The 6,923-nt window shown below is 54.6% G+C and carries 6 protein-coding genes; all 6 read right to left on the bottom strand.

Features of this window, described 5'->3' with window-relative positions; all coding sequences use genetic code 11:
* Window positions 1–108: 108 nt before the first annotated feature.
* The 6 genes from KF784_19200 to KF784_19175 all read right to left on the bottom strand — a co-directional run bounded on the left by KF784_19200 (window position 109) and on the right by KF784_19175 (window position 6,765).
* Window positions 109–486, bottom strand: coding sequence for a DUF2784 domain-containing protein (locus tag KF784_19200; protein ID MBX3121192.1), 378 nt, complete (start codon window positions 484–486; stop codon window positions 109–111).
* Window positions 487–497: 11 nt separating this feature from the next.
* Window positions 498–1,202: a nucleotidyl transferase AbiEii/AbiGii toxin family protein gene (locus KF784_19195; GenBank protein ID MBX3121191.1), complete on the bottom strand. Its 705-nt coding sequence runs from the start codon at window positions 1,200–1,202 to the stop codon at window positions 498–500.
* Entirely contained in the window at window positions 1,192–5,121 is a 3,930-nt protein-coding gene (locus KF784_19190) for a hypothetical protein (protein MBX3121190.1), read from the bottom strand. Before KF784_19190 ends, KF784_19195 begins: the two co-directional genes overlap by 11 nt.
* 115 nt (window positions 5,122–5,236) lie before the next feature.
* The gene (locus KF784_19185; protein MBX3121189.1) at window positions 5,237–5,809 is read right to left on the bottom strand and encodes a DUF488 domain-containing protein; all 573 of its coding nucleotides are present in this window, start codon (window positions 5,807–5,809) and stop codon (window positions 5,237–5,239) included.
* A complete protein-coding gene (locus KF784_19180; protein ID MBX3121188.1) occupies window positions 5,806–6,180 on the bottom strand; it encodes a TfoX/Sxy family protein in 375 nt (124 codons plus the stop codon). Before KF784_19180 ends, KF784_19185 begins: the two co-directional genes overlap by 4 nt.
* Window positions 6,181–6,330: 150 nt before the next feature.
* Window positions 6,331–6,765, bottom strand: coding sequence for a hypothetical protein (locus tag KF784_19175; protein MBX3121187.1), 435 nt, complete (start codon window positions 6,763–6,765; stop codon window positions 6,331–6,333).
* Window positions 6,766–6,923 lie beyond the last annotated feature (158 nt).

Below are 6,923 nucleotides of genomic sequence, written 5' to 3'. Positions count from 1 at the left end.
CCGCGCGGAGGCGGGCACCGTCCACCCCGTGACGTCAAGTGAGCAGGGCTGCCTGGCGCTGATCATGACCTCATCAAAGAACGAACCGATTCGATAGCGGGCCGATCGCTACGGCTTCTCTCCCGAGGCTTTGCAGAACACCCACCAGTACAGGGCCAGGTTCACCACCAGCACGAGCAAGCCCAGCAGGAGTTGGATCTCGCGCGTCAATGTTTCGGGATAGAGCAGGGGGGGAAGGTAGCGGCCGATGAAGTCGGCCTCCGTGGCCGACTCACCGGCCAGAGCGCGCAATTGGTGTTCCAGCGGCGTCAGCGGACAGATCCATCCGGTGAATTCCACGACCGCGCCCCAGACCGCCGCCGGTAGATGCAGCCAGGCAAGGCGAGGCCATTTCACCAGCAGCAGCCCGCCCGTCACGACGAAGAGCACGAAGGCCAGGTGCAGCAGCAGGACCAGATCGCTGAGGAAGCGATAGATGGCATTCATGGCCATCCAGCTTATCGGTGGCCAGGGCGGTAGCGTTGTGAAAGCTCTGTAGCCAGAGGAAAGAGAAAATCGTGAAGTTCCTCAGCCGAGACGGGTTTAATCATCCTTGGTTCGAGCTTGCGCATCAGAGCGAGATTCTGGACAGTCAGCAGGTTTGCTGCGAACAGCAGTATTCCGTCCTCGGTATCTAGCAGGGCCTCTTTCTCCCGGGCGCGGCTTATGAGATAGTCCAAGGTGAAATGGGAGTGCTTTAGTATGAAATATAAATCGTAAAAATCTTTTGGCTCAGAGGGCTGGCGACTAAGAATCGCACATATTTTATTTGTTGCGATGTCCTCGAATGAATCGATAACGATTCCCTCTTGAATTGTGTGCGGTGCCATTTGTGCCGGTACATCCCGTGCGAATTCAATTTTAAGCTCTTCCTGATTGCTGCCCTCGTTTCGCACAAAAAGCTTCAAGTAGTCGCCTGATATCGTGTCGGAAGAAATGGTAAGGCCGAATGTAGGGATAAGATCGAGGAAGTGCCTGAAGTCTTGGTCGAGCCGGTCTTGTCTTCGGGTGAAGAAATCCAAATCATCCGAATGTCTGTGACGAAGATAAAACTCCGCGAGGGCAGTCCCTCCAGTCAAATAATAGCCCCGTTGCCCCAGATCGTTCTGGAAGAAAGAAGTCAGCACCTGCCGCTGAAGGGATGTGAGGATGCTAGCCGGCATATTTCCAGGTCGGTAAAAGTCTCGCGATGATCGTTCGCCTCGGCTCTGGCAGAGTGATATGGGGGAGAGCCTCTTCGATTTCATCCACCGTCAGCAGCTTCCTGACATCAGACCATTGCGCATATTTGAGGACCCTACCGATAGCCCACCGCTTTTGATCGATGTCATCTCCATGGATGTACCGTTTCACATCGTTCACCTCAAGATCATATTCCCAGATCAAACGGGTTTCGACTTCTGAACCAAGTATTTCAATCAAATCCCGGAGCCAAGGACGCGCTTCCGTTGGTGTGGAAGAGCTCTCCACCAGTGCCTGAATCTCCTGCTGTCGTATTGTATAGAAGCGGGAACCGGGGCCTTCAATCATGGTTCCTATGTCCATCGCTGCCGAGGTGAGGGCACTTTGTAGCTGAGGGTTGTGAGGAAATCTCTTAAGAAGTGCAAACGCGAGAGTCCAAAAGTTTGGCTTGCTGCCAACGAGCCATCTTGCAGCAATGCGTGCAAGGCCGGCCTCGTCTCCAATGGCCTTGAGCAAATCGTCAGCGTCCTGCTCTTGATCGAGTAGGTCCTTCAGTCGCCAGGAAAGCATTTCTTGCACGGTGTGGTCTGCCAGAGAGGTCGCGAGTAAGATCCGAAATACGCGCAGGCGGTCTTGCGCTCGTAGCGTTTTCCACCATTGATTTCCCCCATCCATATCCAGGAGTTCCCAGTCCGACGTCCGGGATGGAGACGCGATAAGAAGCTGGTGGAATTTCTCAAAGCCTACGTCAGGATTGGCCTCGGTCAATTTAGAGGCCAACTCATCAAAATGCCAACCTTCGGCAGATCGAGCCGGTTTTCTCGAGGGCCCGTGTTCGATACAACGCCACGCCAAGTCGCTCAATGGTCCATCGAAAGGTTTCTGATGGTACATCCAGCTTCCCAGCAAGTCGACTGCGGCAGAGGCCTGTTGCAGATCATGTCCACCTATGATTTGGAGTAGCTCTGTAAACTCTCTGGGACTCAGATGATCGATCCATCGGCCAAGTATAGCGGCAGCATATTCAGGATCCCCTGATGCGAGTTTCTTGATCCGCGTGAGCCCCCGAGGTGTTGGGTCTAGCCAGCTCGTCGTACCCAGCAGAGCGGTCGCAGAGACACTGTGCGAGTCGGCGAGCTCATCCAATCGGTTCTCAGCTCCCAGGGGATCGCGGTTTGCCCAACCGGCGAAATAGGGAGCAAAGGTATTGCTGCCAGGGGCATCCTTGCCGAGCGCCTCAACGATTCGCTGGAAATAAAGAGTGTTGTCCTCTTGGCCGAGAGCATAAAAAAAGCTTCGAGTTTCTCTCATGGAGGAGGTTGTCAGCCACTCTGTCAAGTCGGTTGTCAGGAGCACTGGAGATTGAACTGTTTCTTGGGCAAGCTTGCGCAGTTCCTGTTCCACCTGGTTCCATTCATTAGGCAAGCGGTAGCGTCCCCCGCCTGCCCAAAGCTTGAGTCTGGTTGCGAACCCACCTTGATCCAACGAAACTTGCCACTGGGTCAGGGCTGAAATGAACTGGGTGTATTCCGCTTTTCGCTCATCGGGGAAACCTCGCTTCGCAAGCTGCTCGTCATAGAAGTCACGAACCCGTCTCATCACGCCGGACAGTTTCGACACATCGAGTCCCTTACGTTCGGAACGCGCCCAGTGGGTCAACAGCTTGAAATATTTTTGGCTTTTGGCCGTCAGCCCATGATAGGCCAGCTCTGCGAGAGAATTCGGGAGCAGTTTTAAAGCAGCCTGGGAGGTTTCATCTTCTTGGGAGGCAAGTGAGATCAAAATCTCCGCGAGCGTAATCAGATAGCTAGAAACGTCCGGCCATGTTAGGTCAGGTCGTGTGTCTAAAGGATGGAAGCTTTCGCTCCGACGAAGACGAACTGATAAGCGTTCTCTTCCTAAGCCTTTCTCGATGGCTTTGATTGCAACGAGTCTCGTTTCTGGTTTGGGTCGAGACGACAGACGTTGCCGGATAAGAGCTGCTCTCTCGTCTAAGGGCAGCGGCATTTGCGGATGGCGTGGGAGAAAACATTCTTCGAGGACGCCGGTTGCGTTGTTTGCCCAACTCTCATTCTCGGCCTCCGCCAGGAGCCAGATAAGCCGCAGGGCTCCTTTACTAGTTTTCGCTCTGAATAGAAGTTGCTCAAGCGCCCACATTAATTCACGCCGAGAGCGCCCGGCAATGGCTAACCGAGTTTCTCTGGTACTGGTGAGGAGGTTGCTCTCAAGTACATGCAGTACTCGGTGGGGCACTGTTCCGGCCACAAGTCTGAGTAAGTGAGGTCGTTTAAGAATGCTCGGAAGTGTGCCTAGTAAGCCATCAGATGCAAATAACTCATTCCAGAATGGTTCGGCTTCGGGCCCTCTCAATTGCGCAAGCCGCTTGATGAATCTGATCTGTCCTGCTTCGTCCAACCTGGCGAACAGGGCGAACATCTCATCTCTCCGTCCTTGGAGAAGTTGTTCGATCAGATGGTTCGCAAGAAGAGGGAGGGCTATTTCGGCAAAATAACCAGCCCGCCTTGCCAGGCCAGAGTTTTCTAGTTTTGGTAGCTGGGCAAGTACTTCGTGAGACGATAGACCATCCCCGAATATCTCACAGATGGTCTGAATTTCGGCCTCGTGCGGGCCGCTGATTCCAACGTGGGTCAAGACAGCTAGCAGCCGAGCTGAGCGCGAGGCTGCCTCGCCAAGCTCCTGAACGATACGGCGTTCAAACTCTTTTCCCACGGCGGTACTAAAGGCTGTATGGTCCTGGCGAAGATTACTTGCGATGCTGGCCGCCGCTAAGAGGATTCCTGGGATTCCACCTGCCTGGCTAAGAATCCATTCCTGAATTCCGTAGTCAAGAACCTGTCCCGTCGCGTGTAGAAGTTCCCTTGCGCTTTCATCGCCCAGGGGGAAAAGCTGAAGTGACTCAACTCGGTTATCGAATCCATAGCTCAAATCTGATGCTTCAGCTGCTGGGTAAGTGATCAGCAATTTCAGCCCAGGCACTGACAAGGCCTCTCCGATGAGAGACTGCAGGGTATCGAATTCCGGATCTTCGACGATACAAATGGTTTCTGATCGATTTGAGCATAGGTCGCGATAGTTGGCTAAGTCGGTTGAGCGTGGGTCTATCGCAACGGCTACGTCATACGGTTTGTGTTTGGTTGCTTCGAGTGCAAGACGGCTCTTCCCCATGTCATGAGGGCCGCTCAGGACGATTGCTCGGATCAGAGGACTGTCGACAAGGGTTTTTAAACGATCCAGTTCGGACTCTCGTCCGACGATTTCAACAGAGGAACCAAATCGCTTCTTGTTGCGATGGACCTCGTAGGCGCCTTGCCACGTCTGAAAAGCGAGTGGGGTAAAGAAAGCTGCCCGAAGATGAGGATGATCGTTGAGCAATGCAGCGAGTTCTGCGGCTCCGACCACTTGTATATGAGCGGCTAAGTCTTCGCCGTCGTTTTGTTGAATGCTCTTTTTGAGAGAGGCCGTCTCGCCTGGGGTGAGATGAATGTTGACGAAGAGAACATACCGTTCAGGTTTCCTGCCGAAGTTCTCTTCGATTTCCTTGAGCGCTCCGACTAACGAAGATCGGAGTCGGGTGATGATGGGTTGCCGCTTGTCAGCGAGGACATCGCGCTTCTTATACTGGAACACGTTCCAGCCTGGGCGTAGGATTGGTGTAGGAATATCTCCATGATCGTCGGGGATTTCGATGGTCCATTCCGCATCTATTCCACCATCTTTCACGTTCACACGGGTTGTGAATGAGGGAAATTCTTGAAATGCACGACCTGACGCTGCCCAAATCACGGTATTGCAGAGCGCGGCAAATCGTTCAGGAGGCCACGTGCTGGTCGTCCGTTCGAGTTCTTCGGGGCTAATATGTTGTCCGACGAGTAACGGCATAAGTTGTACGATCGTCTCTAGCGATCCCGGATCCTCAGCTGGATTATAACGCTTTCGCGAGGTTTTGTAGCTACTTGGGTAAGTTCCATGTTGTTCTAAAGTCGATCCCAGGTGCTCAGAGCAAGCGGGGCGGGGCCTCCCCATCAGTTGCAGCAGGATAGACAATCAGGTCGCTTTCGACCCTGGCAAAGGCCGTCAACTGATGTTTCTTGTTTTGGGCGAGCCCCATGATATGGACGACCTCCCATCTATGAATGACGAGGACATCGGCGACCAAGGAGCGATGGCACCGCCAGGGGACGGCTTCTGCGCACATGATGGCGGTCCGTGCTTCTGCGGCATAGGCCATCAGCGCGTCGAGTGCCTGGTCGAATGCTTCCGTCTGCATGTAATCGGCATACCCTCGAAAACTCGCGTTTTTCCAGCCGCCGTTTGGCGAGTCGGATCGAGCCGTTCGCCGTCCGCCGAGCCTCGGCATGTCTTCATACCGGATACCAACTACGGGGAGGCTCTTGGCCAACGCAGCCGAATGAACATGAGGATATCGCCTTGAGCCGGGATAACGACGGATATCGATCAGCCGTTGGAGCTCCTGAGATCGAAGAAGTATGAGCAACTCTTCGTTGGAACGGGTCGAATGCCCGATGGTCCAGAGACGTCGAGGGGGTGTGGTGAGCGGCCGGCTCATGACCCGTGGGTGAGAACGTCCCGTGTGGAAGGATGGTCATGAAACGGAAGCATCAATTGCGCAGTCGGTGGCGCAATGGCCCGGTGCGCCCAGACCGTCAACTGTTCGGCATCTTCCAGGATATCGATCGGCACTTCGTAATAGTGTTTGAGGAGTTGCTTGCCGTTCGGGCGAAACGGCTGCATGCCGCGCGCGGCATATGTCGGTTGTGTCATCCCATTGGTTTTCAAGTAGAGCCGGCCCTTGTGAATGATGCCAAAGAACGTCTCGCGCTGATAGAGACCGTGGCCGCCGAACATCGCTTTGCACATGAGCTGGGGGACTCGGCCGAGTTGATCCAGAACAAAGTCTTTGAAACTGTCGGCACGCATGCGCCACGCACCTTTCGCTGTGCCCCCGTAAGCCTGGACCGGTCAAGCATGGCGGCTTGACGTTTCAGCGGGAGCGTCGAAAATCGTGCAACGGCGGGGAGTCAACGAGCCTGACTCCCCGCTATGGCGCACTGTGCAACATTCCGGCATTCATTGCAATGCGTGGAGCGAGTCCCGGAGCTCCCGTACTTCCGTGGCAAACAGCTCCATGTGTTGACTGCGCTGAGGTTGGTCATCCTTGAACTTCCAGGCGCGCTTAAAAATCGCCCAGAGCTCCTTATTGTGCGTGACAAGCAGGTCATAGGCCGGTAGATCGCGCTTGTTCTTGTCGACGCAGCAGATCGTGTTGTCAAAGGCATGGAGCTGGTTGTGCAGATCATCAAGAGCCTGATCGTTTCCTTTCCCCTGTCGGCCGGCCTTGGCAGTGGCCTCCATCATATCGGTCAGGTTGATCAAGGTCTCGATGGTCGTACCACCCGTTGCCTTCTCGGTGAAGTCCTTGGCGTGAGGATAGAACAGATAGCTGCACCCGCCGGCCGCAACAATTACGAAGCCTAGTAGGCTGCGAAGAATGAGCTGACGCATGACCACTCTCCTTTCTCGACGAGATGGGGCACACAGGCTGTCGGCACGAGTGTGTCGCCGCACGGTCAGTCGTTCAACTGGCGGTAACCCTAGTGTCTTCCCATAGGGCACTCGACACGCAAAAACTAGGGGGTTCTCCAGTGGGGCGGGAGGCGGGA

The organism is Fimbriimonadaceae bacterium (assembly GCA_019638775.1).
Taxonomy (GTDB): domain Bacteria; phylum Armatimonadota; class Fimbriimonadia; order Fimbriimonadales; family Fimbriimonadaceae; genus JAHBTD01.
Note: the sequence above shows the minus strand (reverse complement) of the source record. Positions and strands in the feature narration are given on the sequence as shown.

Bases quoted from the DNA above. Each gene is read 5' to 3' on its own strand.
- KF784_19200 (MBX3121192.1), bottom strand. From the start codon at position 486: ATGAATGCCATCTATCGCTTCCTCAGCGATCTGGTCCTGCTGCTGCAC.
- KF784_19180 (MBX3121188.1), bottom strand. From the start codon at position 6,180: ATGCGTGCCGACAGTTTCAAAGACTTTGTTCTGGATCAACTCGGCCGA.
- KF784_19185 (MBX3121189.1), bottom strand. From the start codon at position 5,809: ATGAGCCGGCCGCTCACCACACCCCCTCGACGTCTCTGGACCATCGGG.
- KF784_19190 (MBX3121190.1), bottom strand. From the start codon at position 5,121: ATGCCGTTACTCGTCGGACAACATATTAGCCCCGAAGAACTCGAACGG.
- KF784_19175 (MBX3121187.1), bottom strand. From the start codon at position 6,765: ATGCGTCAGCTCATTCTTCGCAGCCTACTAGGCTTCGTAATTGTTGCG.
- KF784_19195 (MBX3121191.1), bottom strand. From the start codon at position 1,202: ATGCCGGCTAGCATCCTCACATCCCTTCAGCGGCAGGTGCTGACTTCT.